The 20,180-nt window shown below is 45.7% G+C and carries 19 protein-coding genes and 2 pseudogenes; 7 read left to right on the top strand and 14 right to left on the bottom strand.

The features are described from left to right. Positions 1-8: 8 nt before the first annotated feature. From CGZ65_RS14540 to CGZ65_RS13135, 5 genes are all read right to left on the bottom strand, one after another. Positions 9-1,343, bottom strand: a complete 1,335-nt coding sequence (locus CGZ65_RS14540; RefSeq protein ID WP_096294648.1) for a restriction endonuclease subunit S — start codon at positions 1,341-1,343, stop codon at positions 9-11. Between the two features lie 21 nt (positions 1,344-1,364). Next, positions 1,365-2,003 (bottom strand): Fic family protein, encoded by a 639-nt coding sequence (locus tag CGZ65_RS13150; protein WP_198345393.1) that lies wholly within the window; start codon positions 2,001-2,003, stop codon positions 1,365-1,367. Further along, a complete protein-coding gene (locus CGZ65_RS13145; RefSeq protein ID WP_198345326.1) occupies positions 2,003-2,503 on the bottom strand; it encodes a Fic/DOC family N-terminal domain-containing protein in 501 nt (166 codons plus the stop codon). The genes CGZ65_RS13150 and CGZ65_RS13145 overlap by 1 nt, the downstream gene beginning before the upstream one ends. A 145-nt stretch (positions 2,504-2,648) precedes the next feature. Then, positions 2,649-3,719: a type I restriction endonuclease subunit R, EcoR124 family gene (locus CGZ65_RS13140; protein ID WP_415906973.1), complete on the bottom strand. Its 1,071-nt coding sequence runs from the start codon at positions 3,717-3,719 to the stop codon at positions 2,649-2,651. Between the two features lie 2 nt (positions 3,720-3,721). Beyond that, entirely contained in the window at positions 3,722-5,608 is a 1,887-nt protein-coding gene (locus CGZ65_RS13135) for a type I restriction endonuclease subunit R (protein WP_198345324.1), read from the bottom strand. 175 nt (positions 5,609-5,783) lie between these two features. Between CGZ65_RS13135 and CGZ65_RS02200 the strand changes: the two genes are divergently transcribed. After that, positions 5,784-6,725 (top strand): transposase, encoded by a 942-nt coding sequence (locus CGZ65_RS02200; RefSeq protein ID WP_096294647.1) that lies wholly within the window; start codon positions 5,784-5,786, stop codon positions 6,723-6,725. A gap of 169 nt (positions 6,726-6,894) precedes the next feature. Here CGZ65_RS02200 and CGZ65_RS02195 read toward each other — a convergent pair whose 3' ends face one another. Continuing rightward, on the bottom strand, positions 6,895-7,806 hold the full coding sequence (locus tag CGZ65_RS02195; protein ID WP_096294646.1) for a LysR family transcriptional regulator: 912 nt from the start codon (positions 7,804-7,806) through the stop codon (positions 6,895-6,897). A gap of 155 nt (positions 7,807-7,961) precedes the next feature. On the opposite strand from CGZ65_RS02195, the gene CGZ65_RS02190 reads away from it, so the two are divergent. From CGZ65_RS02190 to CGZ65_RS12650, 6 genes and pseudogenes are all read left to right on the top strand, one after another. Continuing rightward, positions 7,962-9,086, top strand: a complete 1,125-nt coding sequence (locus CGZ65_RS02190) for an alpha/beta hydrolase (protein ID WP_096294645.1) — start codon at positions 7,962-7,964, stop codon at positions 9,084-9,086. A 168-nt stretch (positions 9,087-9,254) separates the two neighbouring features. Continuing rightward, positions 9,255-9,596, top strand: a complete 342-nt coding sequence (locus CGZ65_RS02185; RefSeq protein ID WP_096296066.1) for a cyclophilin-like fold protein — start codon at positions 9,255-9,257, stop codon at positions 9,594-9,596. 88 nt (positions 9,597-9,684) lie between these two features. After that, the gene (locus CGZ65_RS02180) at positions 9,685-10,338 is read left to right on the top strand and encodes a DNA alkylation repair protein (protein WP_096294644.1); all 654 of its coding nucleotides are present in this window, start codon (positions 9,685-9,687) and stop codon (positions 10,336-10,338) included. Between the two features lie 332 nt (positions 10,339-10,670). Then, positions 10,671-11,147, top strand: coding sequence for a hypothetical protein (locus CGZ65_RS02175; protein WP_096294643.1), 477 nt, complete (start codon positions 10,671-10,673; stop codon positions 11,145-11,147). Next, positions 11,144-11,578 (top strand): IS630 transposase-related protein, encoded by a 435-nt coding sequence (locus tag CGZ65_RS15035; protein ID WP_096296065.1) that lies wholly within the window; start codon positions 11,144-11,146, stop codon positions 11,576-11,578. Before CGZ65_RS02175 ends, CGZ65_RS15035 begins: the two co-directional genes overlap by 4 nt. 27 nt (positions 11,579-11,605) lie before the next feature. Beyond that, positions 11,606-12,010 (top strand): annotated as a pseudogene (locus tag CGZ65_RS12650) (transposase); the annotation flags it as partial. A 113-nt stretch (positions 12,011-12,123) separates the two neighbouring features. Here CGZ65_RS12650 and CGZ65_RS02160 read toward each other — a convergent pair. From CGZ65_RS02160 to ccoN, 8 genes and pseudogenes are all read right to left on the bottom strand, one after another. After that, positions 12,124-13,707, bottom strand: a complete 1,584-nt coding sequence (locus CGZ65_RS02160; protein WP_096294641.1) for an L-lactate permease — start codon at positions 13,705-13,707, stop codon at positions 12,124-12,126. Positions 13,708-14,213: 506 nt separating this feature from the next. After that, positions 14,214-14,846 (bottom strand): 7-carboxy-7-deazaguanine synthase QueE, encoded by a 633-nt coding sequence (locus CGZ65_RS02155; RefSeq protein ID WP_378595558.1) that lies wholly within the window; start codon positions 14,844-14,846, stop codon positions 14,214-14,216. Next, on the bottom strand, positions 14,846-15,268 hold the full coding sequence (queD, locus tag CGZ65_RS02150; protein ID WP_096294639.1) for a 6-carboxytetrahydropterin synthase QueD: 423 nt from the start codon (positions 15,266-15,268) through the stop codon (positions 14,846-14,848). The genes CGZ65_RS02155 and queD overlap by 1 nt, the downstream gene beginning before the upstream one ends. A 69-nt stretch (positions 15,269-15,337) precedes the next feature. Beyond that, positions 15,338-15,996: pseudogene (gene queC / locus CGZ65_RS02145) on the bottom strand (7-cyano-7-deazaguanine synthase QueC). Between the two features lie 215 nt (positions 15,997-16,211). Beyond that, positions 16,212-17,612: a cytochrome-c oxidase, cbb3-type subunit III gene (ccoP, locus tag CGZ65_RS02140; protein ID WP_096294638.1), complete on the bottom strand. Its 1,401-nt coding sequence runs from the start codon at positions 17,610-17,612 to the stop codon at positions 16,212-16,214. Between the two features lie 30 nt (positions 17,613-17,642). After that, positions 17,643-17,807: a cbb3-type cytochrome oxidase subunit 3 gene (locus CGZ65_RS02135; RefSeq protein WP_096294637.1), complete on the bottom strand. Its 165-nt coding sequence runs from the start codon at positions 17,805-17,807 to the stop codon at positions 17,643-17,645. A 4-nt stretch (positions 17,808-17,811) separates the two neighbouring features. Further along, the gene (gene ccoO, locus CGZ65_RS02130) at positions 17,812-18,423 is read right to left on the bottom strand and encodes a cytochrome-c oxidase, cbb3-type subunit II (protein ID WP_096294636.1); all 612 of its coding nucleotides are present in this window, start codon (positions 18,421-18,423) and stop codon (positions 17,812-17,814) included. 23 nt (positions 18,424-18,446) lie between these two features. Next, the gene (gene ccoN, locus CGZ65_RS02125; protein ID WP_198345323.1) at positions 18,447-19,877 is read right to left on the bottom strand and encodes a cytochrome-c oxidase, cbb3-type subunit I; all 1,431 of its coding nucleotides are present in this window, start codon (positions 19,875-19,877) and stop codon (positions 18,447-18,449) included. Between the last annotated feature and the right edge of the window lie 303 nt (positions 19,878-20,180).

Genomic DNA, 20,180 nt, shown 5'->3' with positions numbered 1-20,180 from the left:
CCGCTTGTTTATTGCAGCGTTGGAAACAACTGCTGCATTAAGCCTTTTTTGTGGGCTTTCAGGCTGCCTATATGCTGGTTTTGTTCGCTGATTAGGCTATCTAATGATGACAGGCAATCAGCGATGGCTTGTTGTTCTTCGGGAGATGGTGTCGGCAACTCTATTGCAAATAATTTATTGGGTGAAATTCTTTTCAATGTATTACTTGTTCCTGTTCTTTCTATCTTAAAGTCAATGTAATTTGCTTCTAACCAATACATAAAGAATGTTGCATTACTTTCTGGCTTAAATGAAAATGCTGGTATATCGGAAGAAGAGCAAAATCCATCTAATTCTTTAGGGATTATTCCAAAAGCTCCATTTAGAAAATCAATTTTTGAAAAAATAAAATCCCCTGCTTTACGATAAAAATAATTAGCTCCGCCAGTCAATGTGTCTGTTCTTTCATTCTTGACAATACCAAGCGTATGTAATTTGACTGTCAAGACTTTATCTTTATTAAAAAAGTCAATTTTTTCATTTTTGATATTTTTATCAAATAAACTACCCAACTCAACAACCTCCCAACCTTTACAATTCTTAAATTGCGGAAATCTCAGTTTCGGATACACTACTGCTTGCTTGCTTGCTTGCTTGCTTGCTTGCTTGCTTGCTTGCTTGCTTGCTTGCTTGCTTGCTTGCTTGCTTGCTTGCAGGTCATTGTGGCTTGGGAACAGCTGCTGCATCAAGCCTTTTTTATGCTGTTTTAAGGCGGCAAGTTTTTGTTCCTGCAATTCAATCAGTTCATCAAGTGAAGACAAGCAATCGGCGATTTTTTGTTGTTCTTCTGGGGAAGTTGGGATTGCTACAACATAGTTTTCCAATAAACTATTTTTTAAATTGTTAATATTTCCCCCACCGATTGAAAGAGATACAAATTTTTCATAGTCATCGGTTTTTAATAAATATTTTGGAAATGTAGAATAAGATCTAAAAATTGAACAAAATGCACCAACTGTTATACTCTCTAAATAATTACCTTTATATTCAGCATTCTTTCCTACTAAAGCCTTACTTCCATTAGACATACATATAACAACATCTCCTGTTTTTAGAAGCAAGTTGGTTTCACATTCCTTTCTTACATACACTAAATCTTTATTTAAAACCAATTGATTATTCTGTATATTACTTGAACGTAAGACTAGCAATCCCTCATTTGAGATATCAGATGCAGAGTAAGTTAATCCTCTGATAAAAATACCTAATGTACCTAATCTTTGCTTTTCCCACCCCGATGCCATCTGAAACTCAGGAAAACGCAATTTGGGCATAATTTTGTGGCTGTCTTCTTGTTTGTTCATTTGTCTATACTCTTTAATTGGTTAGAAAATATCCAAATAACGTGTCATTGCGTACATGCGACTACGTTTGTTACCCGTCATTTCCTGTAAGATGCCTGCTTTTTCAAATTCTTTGAGTAATGTATTTGCCGTAGAGGGTGATATGCCTAAACTTTGCTCTATACTTTGTGCCGTTTGCACAGGTTGGGTATAAAGCAACTTTAACAGATTATCCGCTGTTTCTGCCCGCTTGCCCATTGTCATTACTGCTGCCTGCATTTCTTGTTGCAATGCCAAAATTTGACGGAATGTCTGGCAGCCTTTTTTGGCTGTTTCTTCTACGCCGTTTAAAAAGAACAGCACCCAGTGTAATAAATCATTACGCAGACGTACTGCCATCAAAGCATCGTAATAACTGGCTCGGTTGCGTTCAAAAAAATCAGAAATATAGAAAGAAGGTTTTTCCAGTACGCTATGACTGATTAAATACAATGGAATCAGCAACCGCCCAACACGCCCATTACCATCTAAAAACGGGTGAATTGTTTCAAATTGATAATGGCTAATCGCAATACGGATAAGATGAGGAACAAAAATTTCATCGTTGTGCCAAAATAATTCCAAATCCCCCATCAATTCCGCAACATTGTCATAATGTGGTGGAATGAATGCCGCATCCATCAGGCTAGAACCGCCAATCCAGTTTTGACTGCTGCGAAATTCCCCGGTAATTTTTCTCTGCCTCTTACACCACTCATTAGCGTATGGTGTGTTTCTTTCAGTAAGCGGTTGGATAAGGGAAGTCTTTTCAAGCTGTCTACGGCTTGGTTCATTGCTTTGATGTAGTTTTGCACCTCTCGCCAATCGTCTCTTTTTTCAGGCAAGATCTGTTCTTCTGGCATTAAAGCTTCATCAAGCTGGGTTTGTGTACCTTCAATTTTGCTTGATGTTTGTGCTTCTTTCGTAATATGCATCTGAATAAATAGATCTATATCCGGCACAATCAGAGAAAAGGCATTCAGCTCGCCCAGTGCTTTGGTTGCCCGCTCGAGCATCATGTTGATTTTGGGTTCTTCCCATATCCAAGAGGTGTTGATATGGGTTGGCTCAAAACTTTTGTATTGATAGCGGTTTTGCCATTGCCCAGCGATAAAGTTTTCTATTTTTTGTGTTGATGTCATCGTACTGCCTCAAAACTTTGAGTTTTTCCTAGAATAACACAAGCTCTTATTTTGAGAAAACGCTTTTTCTCAAAATAAGGAAGTTTGTTATTTTGAGAAAATCGCTTTTCTCAAAATAAGCATGTCCGTTATTTTGAGAAAAGTGTTATTCATAGGCTTTCAAGCCTGAAATTTCTTTGCCTTTTGCCATATTTTTAAGCAAAGGGACAAGATCTTCCATCAATGCCAGTTCTTTGACACGGCGGTCTTTCCAGCTTAACTCCAACGGTTCGAGCAGGTCAGTAAGTTTTTCGCCGTCAAAAATCATTCGGGTAAGAATTTCATCAATAAAAGCGGATAGGGCTTCGCCTGCAATGCCGTGTTTTTGTGAAAGAGCGGTTAGTTTTTCATTATTTTTTGCCTGCCTGAATGCCTGATAACCTGCTTTGACTTCTTTTTCACTCAAAGCTTCGCCTACTTTCAAGCTGTCAATATAGGCAATGATGTCATCTTTTTCTTCCATTAAATCGCTGCTGGCAGCAATCAGTTCAACCAGCTGATTACGGCTCATTTGCTGTTTTCTTGGCTTGCTACTGTTGTCGGCAATCAACTTCATAATGTAGTCATAATCAATTATCGTTGATGAAAACAGCACAAATTCAAAATCCAGTTGCTCCAATTCAGGTGCAAGCGGTGCTTTTTGCCCAGCCATTTGCGATTTGATTTGCTGTGCCATATCCAGATACACGCCTTTAAAGGCACGTTGAGTATCATTCGGCAAAATACTTTCAATGATTTGCTGCTGTTTTTCGCTTAAATCGGTGTATTGCCCAAGCTGAGTTTTATAGCGTTGTATGTCCTTGAATAAATTGATAAAACTAGCACGTGCCGTGTCGCCTTTTAAGTTGTAGGCTTCAGATGGCTCACACGCCAAGCTTTGTGAAGACATAAAATTTTGCAGTCGTGTCATTGCATTTTGTAGTTTGTCTATCACGATTTCAGCAGGGTCAACAATCCAGATTTCTTTGGCACGCTCTTGATCTTGCCCCGAAAAGCGTTTGATGGCTTCATCTACTTGTGCTTGCTGTCCACGAAAATCCAAAATATTGCCATAGGGTTTGGCTGAGTTCAAAACACGGTTGGTGCGAGAAAATGCCTGAATCAAACCGTGATATTTCAGGTTTTTATCTACATACAGCGTGTTCAGGTATTTACTGTCAAAGCCTGTCAGCAGCATATCTACCACAATAGTGATATCAATTTTGTCTTGGTGCGGATAATCTTTGTCGGATACTGATGGTCTTTAATTCGTTTTTGAATATCCTGATAATACAAGTCAAATTCATTGATGCTGTGATTGGTGTGGTATTGCCAGTTGTAGTCATCAATAATGGCTTTTAATGCAGCTTTTTTGCCGTTCGGATCGCTTTGGTTGTCCTGCTCTTCCTGTGGTAGATCTGCCTGAATTTGGGCAATATCTTTATTGCCTTCGGCAGGCGGAGAAAAAACGCAAGCGATATTAAGCGGTATAAAATCAGGGTTGTCCGCCTGCCATTTTGCCTGCGTTTGTTTAAAGATACGCTGATATTCCACCGCATCATTGATGGAGGCAGTAGCAAAAAGGGCATTAAAACGGCGACTGTCTGTGGCAGCATCGTGTTTGCTTAAAATGGAATCCACAATTGCTTGCTTAGTTACAGGATGATTCACCGGCACACTCGAATTACCCTCTGCTTTGTAATAATCAATGTGGAATTTCAATACATTACCGTCATCAATGGCGTTGGTAATGGTGTAGGCGTGAAGCTGCTGTTGAAAAATATCTTCGGTGGTTTGATAAAAAGCATCAGTGCCATCAATGCGTTTATAGCTGGCGTTTTCTTCAAAAATCGGCGTTCCCGTAAATCCAAACAGTTGGGCATTAGGGAAAAAGTTTTTAATCGCCTGATGATTTTCACCAAACTGACTGCGGTGACACTCATCAAAAATAAATACCATACGTTTGTTTTTCAGGCTGCCTAATTGGGTTCGGTATGCCCCATTTTCTTTGAGTGCCAAGCCCAATTTCTGAATAGTGGTTACAATCACTTTATCGGCGTAATCATCAGACAACAAGCGGTTTACCAAAGTATGCGTATGGGTGTTTTCTTCTACGCAACCTTGCTGAAAGCGGTTAAATTCTTCCCGGGTTTGACGGTCAAGGTCTTTTCTATCCACCACAAACAGGCATTTGTCAATATCGGGATTATCTTTGAGCAAAGTAGAAGCTTTAAATGAAGTCAATGTTTTACCCGAACCTGTGGTATGCCAAATATAGCCGTTGCCACGATTTTCGCGAATACAGTCCACAATCGCTTTGACGGCATAAATCTGATACGGACGCATCACCAACAGTTTCTGTTCACTTGCCACCAAGACCATATAACGGCTGATCATTCTGCCCAAAGTACATTTTTCCAGAAATTTATCGGCAAAATCGCTCAAATGGTTGATTTTACGGTTGGCTTCATCTGCAAAACGGTACACAGGCAAAAAGCGTTCATCCGCAGCAAAAGCAAAATGTTTGTTTTGATTGTTGGCAAAATAGTAGGTACTGCTTTCATTGCTGACAATAAAAAGCTGCATAAAACACAGCAGGCTGTTGCCGTAGCCGTTGCCTGTATCGTTTTTGTATTCAATGATTTGCTCAATGGCTTTTTTCGGCGGGATTTGCAGGGTTTTGAGTTCAACCTGCACCACAGGAATGCCGTTAATCAGCAAAATCACATCATAACGGTGATGACTGTTCCCGGTATTGATACGCAGTTGGCTGATGACTTCGTAATCGTTTTTGCACCAGTCTTTGATATTGACCAGCGTGTAATTGAGCGGTGTCTCATCTTCACGAATAAAAGTATTGGTTTGACGCAGAATTTTGGCGGCAGCAAAAACATCAGGGGTGATGATTTCCAGCTTCAAGCGTTCAAATTCGCTGTCGGTCAAACGCACGCGGTTGAGCTTTTCAAATTTCTCGCGGAAATTTTGTTCCAATGTTTGTTTATCTTTAATATCGGGGCGGTGCGTATATTTTAAGTCAATCAGTTTTTGGATAAATTTTTGCTCAATCGCAGATTCGGTATAGTTCATGATACATGCTGTAAGGTTAAAAAAACTTGAGTAATCTTAACATGAAGCTAAAGGTTAATAGAAGCAGCAATAACCAAGGCCGTCTGAAAGCATTCCTTTTCAGACGGCTTGAGACCTTTGCAAAAACCCCAAAACTCCCCTAAATTCCCCTAAAGAATTCAGAGGAGTTTTTTTTATGAGCAGCTTCTTCCACCAACAAGCCCGAATCATGACGGGTAAACATACCGACAGCTGCCCGTTGCTCAAAATTAACCGGCTGCCCGATTGGCAGCCCGTCGGACAACTGCCCAACCGGCAAAAGACCCGTTACATCCGCGGCCACCGCGGCCGCCCCGCCTATCCGCTGCCGCCCGTGCTCAAAGCCGTATTGCCCGGCCAATGGCACAGCCTTTCCGATCCGGAATCGGAACGCTGTCTGGCTACCCGTCCGGATTTCTGCTTCTTCTGCGGCTTTGATAAACCCGCCTTACCCGACCACAGCACCCCCTGCCGTTTCCGCAACCGGCCGGCACAGGATGACGCCTTAGCCCGGCTTCCCGAACTGATTAACCGCCGGCTGACCGAAAAAGGCTTAAAAACAGAGAAAGCCCCGGCAGCAGTGATTGACGCCGCCATCATCCAAACTGCCGGCGGCAAACAGCGTCAGGCTGTCGAAACCGATGAAAACGGCATCACTGCCGAAACCCTGCCCGGCAAAGACAAGGATGCGCGCCGGGTGAAGAAAGAGGGCAGATTCACCCCGGCCGACGCCCGTGAGTGCAACCATTTCGAACCGCTGCCGGAAGGCACCGCACCCGGAACAACCGTCTATGCCGATAAGGGGTATGACAGTAAAGCCAACCGGGAGCATCTGCAAAGCAAACGGCTGTCCGGCGGCATGATGCGTAAGGCACAGCGGGGCAAACCTTTAACGGAGCAGGAGAAACAGCGCAATACGCAGCTGTCGGAAGTGCGCTGTGCGGCCGGGCAAACCTTCGGTACGCCGCACCGGAAATCCGGCTGTAAAAGAGCGCGTTATTTCGGTTTACGGAAAGTACCGGCGCAAAGCCATTTGAAAGCGGTGTGCCTGAACCTGCCAAAGGCAGCCGGCAGGCTTCGTGTGCCTGCTGCTGCCTGAAAAGGGCAATGTGCACCCGATAAAGGGGCTGATTGGGGAAATACGGACGGGAAACACGTCTGAAAATGAAAAAACGGTTACCTGATTGTTCAGGTAACCGTTTGGATGGGACGGCCGGTATTTCGCAAAGGTCTCGGCTTTTTTTATTCGGAAAAAAATTTAAACGACCTCAATCACGCTGAAACCTCGCCGCCAAAATTTCTGCCAACATATCAAACACCACACGCACCCGCGTCGGCGTAACGCTGCGTTGCGGCCGGTAAAGATACGCCACCCATTTTTGTTTTGGAATATCGGGCAATAATTCCACCAATTCGCCCTGGCGCAAATAAGGCTCACACAACCAATCGAGCACATAAGCTACCGCCCTGCCCGAGCGCGCCGCCGCCAGCGTGTTGTGTACAGTATTACCGATGCACACCGGTTTGGCCGGAAACAAACTTTGCTGATCGTTGAAATACCATGCCCAATAGCGGCCGTTGTTCAAATCATGCTCGGCATTGAGCGGGTAGCGTTTTTTCAAATCGTCCAAATCTTTCGGCAACCCGTATTCAGCCACCAATTCGGGCGCGGCGACAATCCGTTCCTGAACGCTGCCCAATTGCTTCACAATCAACAAACTGTCTGTCGGTGCTTGGCCTATGCGCACACCAATATCAATTTGCGCCTCCACCGCATTGACCCGCACGGTATTTTTCTGCCAGTCCAACACCAGCTTGGGATAGGCTTTCAGACGGCCTAATAATTCGAGCAACACATTCTCTTCATCAGGCAAATCCGGCACCGTCACCCTGACCATGCCGCCCATCTCTTCTTCTTTCCGTTTTTTGGCGGGGACAAACACACGCTCGCTTTCATCCAAAAGCTGCTGCGCCTGCGGCAGAAATTCTCGCCCGAAATCGGTCAATTTGGTTTGGCGCGTGTTGCGCTGGAAAAGCGGCTCGCCCAAATAATCTTCCAATTCCGCAATGACGCGGGTTACCACCGGCGGCGACACGGCCAAGCGGTTGGCGGCTTCTTTAAATTGCAGCGTTTCGGCGGCGGTGCAGAAAATTCGCAAGGCTTCAAGTTTGTTCAACATGATTTCTATTTTAGAAATTATCAAATCCAGTTTTATGAATATACATGAAATTAACTGCGGCCTACAATTGATTCATCGATAAGGCCACGCTTTTCAGACGGCCTACTGATTATCTTAAAAGGCCGTCTGAAAAACATTATTCCATAAGACAAAACATGAAACGAAACAACCTCAAAACCCTTGCTTCTTCCCTCATCGCAGGCGCATTAATGTTATCCGGTGCAGCTTCGGCTATAACCATCACCTCAATTAAAGGCGTAGAAACTATGCAACTGACACAAGAATGGGACAAAGTTTTCCCCAAATCCAACCAAGTCGAACACCACAAAGTCACCTTCAAAAACCGCTACGGCATTACCTTGGTCGGTGATTTGTATGTACCGAAAAATGCCCAAAGCCGTCTGCCTGCCATTGCCGTGAGCGGCCCGTTCGGCGCAGTAAAAGAACAATCCAGCGGCTTGTACGCGCAAAACTTGGCCGAACGCGGCTTTGTCACGCTCGCTTTTGACGGCTCCTACACTGGCGAAAGCGGCGGGCTACCGCGCAACGTGCCTTCGCCTGAAATCAACACCGAAGACTTCAGCGCGGCGATTGATTTCTTAGGCCTGCAAAACTTCGTCGACCGCGAAAAAATCGGCCTGCTCGGTATTTGCGGCTGGGGCGGTTTCGTGTTGAATGCCGCCATTGCCGACACGCGCGTCAAAGCCGTCGCCACCAGCACCATGTACGACATGACCCGTGTAGCGGCCAACGGCTATGAAATCACACTCGACCCCGACGGCCGATACGACCGCATTGCCGCGCAAAATGCCGAGACGCGCTACAAAATGAAACAAGACATGAACAACGCCCGTTGGGAAATGGCACAAAACGGCTATGCCACCCTGCTGCCTGCCAACAACCTGCGCAAAGAAGATTTCACCGCCGACACCGCGCAATTTATCCGCGAATATTCCGACTTTTACACCACCCAACGCGGCTTCCACCCACGCGCCGTCAATTCCGATCCCAAAGGCTCATGGACGGTAACCGGCATGCTGCCGCTGATCAACATGCCGATTCTGCAATACGCCGCCGAAATGCGCACACCGGCCTTAATCGTACACGGCGAAAAAGCGCACAGCCGCTACTTCAGCGAAGATGCCTTCAAGTCTTTAGGCAGTAAAAACAAAGAGCTGTATATCGTACCGGATGCCACTCATGTGGATTTATACGACAACGAAGCAGGCAAAATTCCGTTTGATAAATTCGAACAGTTTTTTAAAGCCAATTTGAAATAAGCAACATGCCGTCTGAAAGAATATACTTTTCAGACGGCATGTATTTTCAGGCTACCTGAAACCCTATTGGATTGGAAAAACAATGAAAATATTACTGCTGTCAGCCGCCCTGCTTCTCAACGCTTGCCATGCGCAAACGCCCAATCACCGCCTGCACAGGAACAAACCATGAAAACACCCACCGCCCAATCTGCCCGCATCATCGTCAATCATCAGCCTTTTGAGATAGAACTGGCAAACAACCCCACCGCCCAAGCGTTCGCCGAATTACTGCCGCTTGAATTATCCATGAAAGACCATTTGGGCAATGAAAAATTTGCAGCCCTGCCCAAATCATTGCCGAGCGATGATAAACGCGCAGGACAAATCCATGCGGGCGATGTCATGCTTTACCAAGGCAAGACGCTGGTGGTATTTTACGAAAACTTCCATAGCAATTACCGCTATACGCGCATCGGCAGAATCACCCAAACAGATACTTTGCAAAACGCTTTGGGAAGCGATGGGTGAATGTTTCTGTTGAATCAGGCCGTCTGAAAGATTAATTTCAGACGGTGTTTCGGCAGAAATCGGCATTCCGCTGTCACAGAAAACAATTATGTTAGAACAACTTATCATTCAACTGTACCAAAAGAAAAATACCCGGCAAGCTGTACAGATGGCGGCGTATATGAGGAATCAGTTCCCGTTTTTAGGTATCCGAACGCCCGAACGGAAAAAATTGTGCACCGCCTATTTCAAGCAGGAGAAAGCGAAAAAGCATATTGACTGGCAAGCTGTCGAACGCCTTTGGGCATTGCCGGAGCGTGAATTTCAATACATTGCCGCCGATTATTTGCGCATCATGCAGTCGTTTTTGACCGAGCAGGATTTGTCCCGTTTGCAAAAACTGGTCATCACCAAATCGTGGTGGGATACGGTGGATAACTTGGATCGAACCATTGGAAATATCCGCTTTCCCTGCCAAACCGTCGATGACGCAATGTTGGCGTGGAGCAAGGCGGACAATATCTGGTTACGCCGTGTGGCCATTAACCATCAGCTTTTACGCAAAGAGAACACTAAACCAGATCTGTTAAAACGGATTTTACTGAACAACCTCAACCAAACCGAGTTTTTTATCAATAAGGCAATGGGCTGGATTTTGCGTGATTATTCCAAAACCAATCCCGAATGGGTGCGGACGTTTATCGCCGAAAACAAAGCAGGCTTGTCCCAATTGACTATCAGAGAAGCAGAAAAGTATTTGTAGCCCTGTAGGTACGGTTAAGCCGCCGCAAACGGCGTAATCATACGACAGACTGTGAATGTTTAAAAAAAGCCATGCGCCCGGCAAGCGTGCGTACGGTTACGCTTTGCTTGGGCAAAGCTGACCCGTATCTAAGGCAATAACGCCATGGTTTGGCGTGAACAGGCCGTCTGAAAGTGATGTTTCAGACGGCCTGTTTGTTTTTGCATGGCTCACAAGCAGTCAAACTTTCCCGGAATTTTGTAAAGGGAAAAGGATACATGTTAAAGTAAATTCACAAACCTGCGACGGCACCCGCTTGTAGTGCTGCTGAAAACACGGTAAGGAAGACGCCTATGTCCGACAATTTGTACACCAAACTTATTGCCCAAGCGACACTCGCCCCGTCAGGACACAACACCCAGCCTTGGCGGTTCGACATACAAGACGACGGCACAATTTGCATAACGCCCGATTTACGCCGCGCCTTGCCGATTGTAGACGGCGACAACAGAGAGCTTTTTATCAGCTTGGACTGTGCCGCCGAAAACCTTGCACTTGCCGCGGGCGAGCAAGGCTATGCAACCCAAGTCCACAGTAACGAAACCACGGGCAGCATCCGCATTCATTTGGAAAAACAAGCCGTTGAACCTAATCCGCTTGCCGCCCAAATTGCACGCCGCCAACCCAACCGCAGCCTGTATTCCGCCCGGCGCATTCCTGATGACGTGGTTGCCCGCTTGCAGCAAATACCCGCCGAAGCGGGCACGCACGTCTGTTTATACGCCAACGGAACCCCTTCTTACGCCGAAATCGGCAAATATAGCAAATAAACATATTCTCCGATACAATTCCCCATGGCCTGTTCAGAAGACTTCAAACAACCCGTACTCAAAAAACTCCGTCAAGGACGGTTCGCAGAGCCGCAAAAGAATCCGGCATCACCATCTCCACCATCACGCTTTGGAGACGCCCTCCGGCTCCCCAAGCCCCTCCAAAGCAACGGAAAACCCGCAAAATCAGCGCCCAGGCACTGCTCGAAGATGTCGGGCGTTATCCTGATGCCTATTGCTGTGAAAGAGCGCAACGCTTTGGCTGTTCCCATACCGCCATACACAAAGCATTAAAGCGATACGGCATCAGCTGCAAAAAAAAGACCAACCGCCATCCGAAAGCCGGCAGAAGGCTCAGAAAAAACTTCCTGAAGTTACTGCACCGCTACATCCGCCGTAACCGTCCGGTTGTTTGTTCAGACGGGAGCTGATTCGGAAAATCCTGTTACCGGCCTTACGCTTATGCGCCAAAAAGCCGGCGTTGTTATGCGCTTCATGATTGGCAGGGGCATCATCAGACCAATGCCGTTGGAGCGTTATTTCACGGCAAACTGTTTGCCGTCGGGCTGTTTGGTTGCAGTATTGACCGCCGGATATTTGACGCTTGGGCGGAGCGGGTTTTGATTCCGGAGCTGCCGCAAAACAGTGTGGCGGTGATGGATAATGCGGCGTTTCATAAGGGTAAGGCAGAAGCCTTGCTGAAGGAAAAGGGGCATACCGTGTTATGGCTTCCGCCCTATAGTCCCGATCTGAATCAGATAGAGAAAAAGCGGGCTTGGATTCGGGCTTGGATTAAAGGTGTTGGGAATCGGCTGAGAATGGCGGATGTGGATTGGCTATTTCAGGCGTGTATCGATAAATAAGTTTATTTGCTATATTTATTCCCTTCTCAAAATTTCATCGGCCAATCATATCCAAAATAAAAAATGCCGTCTGAAACTGTTCAGACGGCATTTTGATGGTTTTAGTAACCCGATTACATGAAGAAAATCAGCGCTGCCAAGACGGCAATCACCCCATAAATCGTCATAGGAATCACAGTTTTCTTAATAATTGCGCCTTCGGATTTGTCGATACCCAATACACTACACACGGCAATAATGTTGTTGATGCAAACCATATTGCCCATAGCACCACCGACCGACTGCAAAGCCAAAATCAGCGTCACCGACAAGCCGGTATCCAAGGCGATTTGCTGCTGAATCGGACCGAAGGTCAGGTTGGATACGGTATTCGAACCTGAGAAGAATGCACCGATGGCGCCCAAATAAGGCGAGAAGTAAATCCAGTTGTCACCGGCCATCGCCGCAAATTCTTTACCGATGATTTTTACCATCGAATCATCGCCGCCGACCATCATCAGTTTCACCATAATCAGCGCGCCCATCAAGGCAAGCAACGGTTTTTTGGTTTGGTTGAAAGTGCCGACATAGAATGCCCACGCATCTTTGAATTTGGTTTGATACAGCAGGATACAGATCCATACGGTAATCACAAACGGAATCCAAGCAGGGACATACAGGGTTTGGTATTTTTCCGATACGGCTTCGCCGAAAATATTACCAAACACAATCGTCAGCGATTGGGTAACGGTAATGTCGCTCAATCCCGGCAGCGAGAAGCTGAACCACGGTTCGCTGCTGGTGAGCAAGCCTTTGATGCCAAGCTGTTTGATACGGGTAATGACCAACATCCCGATCAGCATGCCCAATGGCGCCAATGCTTTGGCAACTTGGACAAACGGTACTTTCTCGACATTCGTATCTTTCGGATAGTCTTTGCTCAAGCCCCAACTGTGATTGGCGGCAAATACGGAAATCAACAGACCAATCGCACCGGCCACCAATGATGGAAACTCTTCATTGATCATCGCCAAAGCCACGTAAGGAATGGTACAGGCCAAAATGCTGATGTACACAAAGACGATGTTTTTGCGGATTTCCGCCCACGGCACGATAAAGCTCAGACCGATGACCGGGATAATGAAACCGGCGAAGAAATGCATGATACCGGTTTGCCTACCGATTTCGAGAATGTTTTCCGGCGTCAGATTCAACGGAGCGAAGCCGAACCAGGTTGGCGTACCGACTGCACCGAACGATACCGGAACCGAGTTCATCACCAAAGTGAAAATGGCCACTTTCAAAGGATTGAAACCCAAACTCATCAGAATCGGCGCAGCAATCGCGGCAGGCGTACCGAAACCGGAAGCACCTTCAATCATAAAGGCAAACGCCCAGCCGATAATCATCAGCTGCGCCACCGGATTCGGGTTGATGTTGGCCAGCCATTTGCGGATTATGTCGATACAGCCGGTGGTTTCCATCATGCGGTTGAACATAATTGCGCCGAAAATCACGGTTATCGGCGTTAAAGTCGATACCAGGCCGGAAGCGGCGGTGGCGTTCAGCAGCATAAAATCATCGCCGAAATAGGCGATTTTGATCACATAGATCAACAGCGCCACAATCGGCAGCGCGATATAGGAAGGCATACTGTTTTTTTTCACCATCAGCCAAATCAGCAGGACGATGGGGAAAATACTGAGAAAAAGTGCCATACAAAAATCCTTGTATTACGTGTAAAGCATTCAATCAAGACAACCAAATAAAAAACGCTTGCCTTAATTCACTCTTAAACCTGCAGCTATTAAGGAAGCCTTGTTTAAAATTGGTCACACCAATTTACTTATTATGCCGATTACTTTACGTAATCCTATGTAAGCGGTCAAGTTTTTTCTGATTACTGTTAGATAAACCCATCAAAATGCAAAGAATTATTTGAAAAATTAATATATTATTATAAATACTTCAAAAGTATTAGATCGGATACGAAAATATTTTTAAAACCTGTCTGCTATGGTTAAACATAAATGTTGATGTATTTTCAACAATGAATTAAAAGTATTCATAAATATTATTTGATTATCAAATAATATTCATAAAATAATTAAAATTTCTGAAGAGATACTATAAAAGAACTACATCTCAATACTCATCTACCCTTAAACACACATCATGCCGTCTGAAATGTACTTCAGACGGCATTGATTATGAATTTCAGCGCTTATTCCATTTCTGCCCATTTATGTGTTTGCACACTTAATTGCCAATGTACAAGCGCATTGGTGCGGCTGTTGAGCAAACCTATTTGGCGGATGGTGTCGTAAATATTCATTTCGCCGTTTCGCTCGCAAGGCGACAAATAAAAATGCTCGGCCTGGATTTTCTGCTCGATTTGTTCGCAAAAGGCCAACACATCACCGTCGGCAACCACCCGCACTTCATCGGCCTTTTCAATACAGCTTCTGGCATATTTATCTGCGTAACATGCTTTTGGGCTGGTGGCGACAAAATCGATTTGCGGCGATACCGGATTGAGACCATTGGTTTCCATGCACAAATAATAACCTGCTGCTTTGAGCGCATTGAGCAAGGTATCCAAATGCGGCTGAATAGTTGGTTCACCGCCGGTAATGATGATGTTGCGCGCGCGGTGGTTTTTCAGACGGCCTAAAATCTCGTGCAGACTCATCATTTCAAAGCACAGATAATCCGTATCACACCACGAACAAGCCAAGTTACATTTGCCCAAGCGGATAAAAATAGCGGGCATACCGGTGTTGTATCCCTCGCCTTGCAGGCTTTCAAATATTTCAACAATACGGTATTGCGGATTAATAGGCTCAATTGATACCATCATGCTCCCTCATATTCAGCGCAGGAAGTTGGCGTTTCCCAGAGCTTGACGCTGCACACTTTTAAGCCGGCGTGCTTTAATCGCACAAACATCTCTATGCTCATGTTTTCGGCGGTGGTACGGCAATTTAAGCGCAAGGTTTTCATGTTCCAGCCGTCTAATAAAGCGGCGATTTGGCTTTCGCGCTCATTGCGGCCATCATAGATAAAGGCATGATCAAAGGGGGCGATGATTTCTTGTTTGACAATGGTTTTTAAATCAGTGAAATCCATCACCATGCCGTCTTTGGCACCGCCTTGAATCAGGCCGTCTGAAACGGTGATTTCGAGTTTGTAGGTGTGCCCGTGTACGTTTTGGCACTTGCCATCGTGACCATCAAGCATATGTGATGAATCGAAAGAAAAGATTTTGGTGATTTTCATGATGTATTCTTTGAGGCCGTCTGAGCATTCAGACGGCTTTTGTTATGGAGAGAATGAAGAAGAATGTGTTCAGACGGCCTGTTTGCCCGCCAGATATTCCTGCAAACCGCGTTCACGCAATACACAGCTCGGACATTCACCGCAGCCGCCGACCACACCGTTGTAGCAGGTATGCGTTTGCTCACGGACATAATCCAAATAACCCAACTCATCGGCCAGTGCCCATGTTTGTGCTTTGGTGAGATACATCAAAGGCGTGTGGATTTGAAAATCATAATCCATCGCCAAATTGAGGCTAACGTTCATGGATTTGACGAACACATCTCGGCAATCGGATAGCCGGAAAAATCGGTTTCGCAAACGCCAACAATGATGTGTTTAATGTTTTGACCTTTGGCATAAATAGCAGCATACATTAAAAACAAGGCATTGCGCCCATCGACAAACGTATTCGGCATGCCGTTAGCGGCCGTCTGAATGTCTGCGCCCTCTTCCATCAAAGCATTATGGGTAATCTGCCGCATCAGGCTTAAATCCAACACGGTTTGCGCAATGCCCAAATCTTGGGCAATCCAATGCGCACGTTCCAACTCGATGGAATGCCGTTGACCGTAGTGAAAAGTGATGGCTTGGACATTGGCGCGGCCATACGTTTGAATCGCCTGAAGCAGACAGGTAGTAGAATCTTGACCACCGGAAAAAATGACCAAGGCTTTTGGATTGTGCATATTGATTCCTAGTTTTGGTATCGCGGGAGGGTTACGAACCGCGTAAAATCATAAGAAAACCGTCTTTTCAGACGGCCTCTAAAATGGGTTGATTATAACCGATTTTTCAAACAACCTTGTAGGCTTTATACCTGATTCGCTTAATAAGGCCGTCTGAAAAACGGATGATTTAAGAAAAGAAAGCCACTCTTTCGAGTGGCTTTCTCATCAGAAGCTTAACCTTCCAATTTCACTTCTACACGACGACCTTGAGCGTCATTGCCTTGTGCGGCAGTAGTGTTTTCAGGTTTACGCAATTCGATGTTTTCTGCTTTTACGCCTTGTGCTTCAAAAAATGCCTGAACTGCTTGGGCACGTTTTTTAGATAATTCGGCATTCGCTGCAGCGTTACCGGTGCTGTCGGTATAACCGCTTACAACCAAACGCTTGCCTTCTTTAGCAGCTTTAACCAAATCAGCCGCTACCGTTTCCGCATTAGCAGCTACATCGCTTTTACCGGTTGCAAAGAAGAATACTGCGCCATCGTTTGCATTGTAAGTCACTTCAGCAACGTCAGCGGCCGGTGCAGCATTGTCAGTCGCAGCAGGTGTACTGGCAGCAGAAGCTGCTTCAGTTGCAGGAGCGGAAGCTTCGCTGGCAGCAGCCGGTGCCGGAGCGGCAGCTGGTTCTGCTTTTTTCGCCGGTGCTTTACCGTCTTTGTTAGACAAACCCCAAACATAAGCGGTCATGATGTGCAATTTATCTTTATCCAAGAAATTACCCCATGCCGGCATTTGATTGTGACGACCGCTGGTAATGGTTTCGATAATCGCTTTTTGCGTACCACCCCACAACCAAACGTCATCGGTCAGGTTAGGGCCTAAACTTTGAATACCCTGACCTTTGTCACCGTGACAGGTGAAACAGTTGGCCGGTGGGCCGCTAAACAAAGCCTGACCGCGGGCAGCACGTTCTTCATCATATTGGTCTTTACCTTTAGACAAAGACATTACATAGTGTGCAACGTCTTTCACGCGCTCCTCACCCAACTGCGGACCCCATGCAGCCATCACGCCGGTACGGCCTTTTTCGATGGTTTCAGAGATTTTCTCAGGCTCGCCACCCCACAACCAGTCGTGGTCTGTCAAGTTAGGAAAACCTTTAGAACCTTTGGCATCCGAACCATGACATTGGATACAGTAGGTATCAAACATGTTTTTACCGATTTGTTGTGCTTGCGGATCTTTCGCCACTTGTTCAATCGGCATTTTGGCAAACTTAGCATACAGCGGTTGGTATTGCTCGTTTGCTTTGGCTACTTCTTTTTCGTATTGGTTGTGACTGGTCCAATTCAAAATACCTTTCCAGTCGCCCACACCCGGATACAGCACCAAGTAAGCGGCACCGAAAATCCAAGTGAAGACATACAACCAAAACCACCAACGTGGCAACGGATTGTTATATTCTTCAATACCGTCCCATTCATGGCCTGTGGTTTCAACTTCTTCACCTTTTTTCGGCTGTTTCACCACATTTTGTGAGAAAAGCAGCCAAGCCAAACCGATAAAGCTGAGCAGGACAATGGCGGCAATGTATATGTTCCAGAAATTACTGGTAAATTGGGATGTTGTGTTCATTCTTTTGCTCCGTGACCACGGATTAACCGGTTATCGCCCGTTTTTATCAGACGCATCTTCATTATTATCAAAAATACTTCTGGCTGCTTCATCATAATTCTGCTTATTGCGTCGACTGAACACAATATAGATGACCAGCATGAAGCTGACAAAAATCAGCAGCGTGAAAAGTGAGCGAATCCAGTTAATATCCATGATGTTACCTTACGTTTTTCAATGCCAAGCCTAAGCCTTGCAAGTAGGCAATCACTGCATCCAGCTCAGATTTGTTAGCTAACATTTCCGGCGCTTTTTGCAATTCTTCGTCGCTGTAAGGCGTACCTACGGCGCGCAATGCTTTCATACGCGCCACAGTTGCTTCAGCGTCTACTTTATTGCGCGCCAACCATGGGAATGCCGGCATGTTAGACTCAGGAACCACATCACGCGGATTCAGCAAGTGGATACGGTGCCATTCGTCAGAATAACGGCCGCCAACACGTGCCAAATCAGGGCCGGTACGTTTCGAACCCCATTGGAACGGACGGTCGTAAACAGACTCACCGGCAACCGAGTAATGGCCGTAACGCTCGGTTTCTGCACGGAAAGGACGAATCATTTGTGAGTGGCAGTTGTAACAACCTTCACGCACATAGATATCACGACCCGCTACTTGAAGCGCATTGTAAGGTTTCACACCCGGAGCAGGTTCGATGACTGCTTTCGTGCCAAACAAAGGCACAACTTCAATCAATAAGCCGAAACTGATCACAATTACAGTGAAAATAATCAGAAAGCCGACTTTTTCTTCAGCTAATTGTTGTAATTTCATTTGGTAGCCTACTTTCTTGTTATTTAGTGGTGTTGTTGAGAAACCGCAGGAATCTCAGCTTCAACAGGTTTGCCACTGATTGCAGTACGGTAAACGTTGTACGCCATGATACACATACCAGCCAAATACATCAGACCACCTACTACACGGATTGCATAATAAGGCATGGTACGTTTTACAGACTCAACAAATGAGTAGGTCAAAGTACCGTCGTCATTCAACGAACCCCACATCAAACCTTGCATTACACCGGCAATCCACATCGCAGCGATGTACAACACCACGCCGATGGTTGCAATCCAGAAGTGTGCTTCGATCAATTTCACGCTGTGCATTTGGGTTTTACCAAACAGGCGCGGAATCAGGTAGTAAATCGAACCGATGGTCACAAAACCCACCCAACCCAATGCACCGGCGTGTACGTGTGCAACTGTCCAGTCGGTGTAGTGGCTCAAGGCGTTAACGGTTTTGATCGACATCATCGGACCTTCAAAGGTCGACATACCGTAGAAAGACAGGGAAACGATCAAGAATTTCAAAATCGGGTCGGTACGCAGTTTGTCCCACGCGCCAGACAAGGTCATAATACCGTTGATCATACCGCCCCAAGACGGCGCGAACAGAATCAGCGACAAGACCATACCCAAAGATTGTGTCCAGTCAGGCAATGCGGTGTAATGCAAGTGGTGAGGACCTGCCCACATGTAAGTGAAAATCAATGCCCAAAAGTGAACGACAGACAAACGGTAAGAGTAAACCGGACGGCCTGCTTGTTTCGGAACGAAGTAATACATCATGCCCAAGAAGCCTGCAGTAAGGAAGAAACCCACTGCATTATGGCCATACCACCATTGAACCATGGCATCGATGGCGCCGGCATACACAGGATAAGATTTCATAAAGCCGACAGGAATGCTGATGTTGTTCACAATATGCAGCAAGGCAACGGCTAAAATAAAGCCGCCATAGAACCAGTTGGCTACATAGATGTGTTTGACTTTACGTTTGGCGATGGTGCCGAAGAATACAATCGCGTAAGCCACCCATACCAAAGTAAGCAGGATATCGATTGGCCATTCCAACTCAGCGTATTCTTTACCTTGGGTAAAGCCCATCGGCAATGTAATGACTGCCGCTACAATAACGGCTTGCCAGCCCCAGAAGGTAAATGATGCCAACCAGCCGCCAAACAGGCGGGTATTGCAGGTACGCTGTACCACATAATAAGAAGTGGCAAACAGACCACAGCCGCCGAATGCGAAAATCACCGCATTCGTGTGCAATGGACGCAGACGGCCGAAGTGGAACCAAGGTCCGATTTCAGATAAATTCAGAGCCGGCAAGTATAATTGGGCAGCGACAATCACACCGACCAACATACCCACAATGCCCCAAACTACAGTCATGATGGCGAACTGGCGCACCACTTTGTAGTTATAAGTTTGTGTGTCCATGGGAGTCTCCATAAATTATGGGAATTGAAAATTTTTGTTTTACCTGCCCGAATGTTTCCTACGTTCCCACAAAAAACACTAAGGCAAAGTGTAAATTTTTTCTAAATTTAACATATATACAGGATTGAGCCAAGCAATATTACATTTATTCTACTCCGTCAACCTTACTCTTTTAAAAATAAATTTATTTAATAATCAATTAGTCAAATTAAACTCATTCCGGTAAAAGGTATTCAGATTTTTCAAGCATCGTTTTTTTAAAGGCTTTTTGATGTAAATTAAATATCTGACACTGCATATCAA

The organism is Neisseria weixii, from assembly GCF_002327085.1.
Taxonomy (GTDB): Bacteria; Pseudomonadota; Gammaproteobacteria; order Burkholderiales; family Neisseriaceae; genus Neisseria; species Neisseria weixii.
The sequence above is the reverse complement of the archived record's forward strand: the minus strand, read 5'-3'. Positions and strand labels throughout refer to the sequence as shown.

What these genes read in the sequence shown, in the direction of transcription:
- CGZ65_RS14540 (WP_096294648.1), bottom strand. Translation starts at nt 1,343, where the DNA reads ATGAACAAACAAGAAGACAGCCACAAAATTATGCCCAAATTGCGTTTT.
- CGZ65_RS13150 (WP_198345393.1), bottom strand. Translation starts at nt 2,003, where the DNA reads ATGGATGCGGCATTCATTCCACCACATTATGACAATGTTGCGGAATTG.
- CGZ65_RS13145 (WP_198345326.1), bottom strand. Translation starts at nt 2,503, where the DNA reads ATGACATCAACACAAAAAATAGAAAACTTTATCGCTGGGCAATGGCAA.
- CGZ65_RS13140 (WP_415906973.1), bottom strand. Translation starts at nt 3,719, where the DNA reads ATGCTGCTGACAGGCTTTGACAGTAAATACCTGAACACGCTGTATGTA.
- CGZ65_RS13135 (WP_198345324.1), bottom strand. Translation starts at nt 5,608, where the DNA reads ATGAACTATACCGAATCTGCGATTGAGCAAAAATTTATCCAAAAACTG.
- CGZ65_RS02200 (WP_096294647.1), top strand. Translation starts at nt 5,784, where the DNA reads ATGAGCAGCTTCTTCCACCAACAAGCCCGAATCATGACGGGTAAACAT.
- CGZ65_RS02195 (WP_096294646.1), bottom strand. Translation starts at nt 7,806, where the DNA reads ATGTTGAACAAACTTGAAGCCTTGCGAATTTTCTGCACCGCCGCCGAA.
- CGZ65_RS02190 (WP_096294645.1), top strand. Translation starts at nt 7,962, where the DNA reads ATGAAACGAAACAACCTCAAAACCCTTGCTTCTTCCCTCATCGCAGGC.
- CGZ65_RS02185 (WP_096296066.1), top strand. Translation starts at nt 9,255, where the DNA reads ATGAAAACACCCACCGCCCAATCTGCCCGCATCATCGTCAATCATCAG.
- CGZ65_RS02180 (WP_096294644.1), top strand. Translation starts at nt 9,685, where the DNA reads ATGTTAGAACAACTTATCATTCAACTGTACCAAAAGAAAAATACCCGG.
- CGZ65_RS02175 (WP_096294643.1), top strand. Translation starts at nt 10,671, where the DNA reads ATGTCCGACAATTTGTACACCAAACTTATTGCCCAAGCGACACTCGCC.
- CGZ65_RS02160 (WP_096294641.1), bottom strand. Translation starts at nt 13,707, where the DNA reads ATGGCACTTTTTCTCAGTATTTTCCCCATCGTCCTGCTGATTTGGCTG.
- CGZ65_RS02155 (WP_378595558.1), bottom strand. Translation starts at nt 14,846, where the DNA reads ATGGTATCAATTGAGCCTATTAATCCGCAATACCGTATTGTTGAAATA.
- queD (WP_096294639.1), bottom strand. Translation starts at nt 15,268, where the DNA reads ATGAAAATCACCAAAATCTTTTCTTTCGATTCATCACATATGCTTGAT.
- ccoP (WP_096294638.1), bottom strand. Translation starts at nt 17,612, where the DNA reads ATGAACACAACATCCCAATTTACCAGTAATTTCTGGAACATATACATT.
- CGZ65_RS02135 (WP_096294637.1), bottom strand. Translation starts at nt 17,807, where the DNA reads ATGGATATTAACTGGATTCGCTCACTTTTCACGCTGCTGATTTTTGTC.
- ccoO (WP_096294636.1), bottom strand. Translation starts at nt 18,423, where the DNA reads ATGAAATTACAACAATTAGCTGAAGAAAAAGTCGGCTTTCTGATTATT.
- ccoN (WP_198345323.1), bottom strand. Translation starts at nt 19,877, where the DNA reads ATGGACACACAAACTTATAACTACAAAGTGGTGCGCCAGTTCGCCATC.